This is a genomic window from Paraclostridium sordellii (genome assembly GCF_000953675.1).
In the GTDB taxonomy this organism is placed as follows: Bacteria; Bacillota; Clostridia; order Peptostreptococcales; family Peptostreptococcaceae; genus Paraclostridium; species Paraclostridium sordellii.
Map to the genome: position 1 here is coordinate 3,393,522 of NZ_LN679998.1, position 221 is coordinate 3,393,742.

The window sequence follows — 221 nt, forward strand, 5'->3', positions numbered from 1 at the left end:
ACTATTTCTACTTTTGACCCATTTGTTAATGTTCCTATTTTTGAGTAGTTTGCTCCATATCCGCTTCTTACATTTAATGTTGTTGCATTTACTACTCCTGTATTTTTAACTGTTGGCTCTTCTGGCTTTACATCTGGCTTACTTTCTGCATCTACTTTTACATAATCTCCTGATACATATCCATATCCACCGTTATATTTTATCTTATACCATCCATTTTG

1 pseudogene is annotated in these 221 nt (G+C 33.0%); it reads right to left on the reverse strand.

From position 1 onward, the window contains the following. Positions 1 to 221: pseudogene (locus ATCC9714_RS18025) on the reverse strand (N-acetylglucosaminidase); the annotation flags it as partial.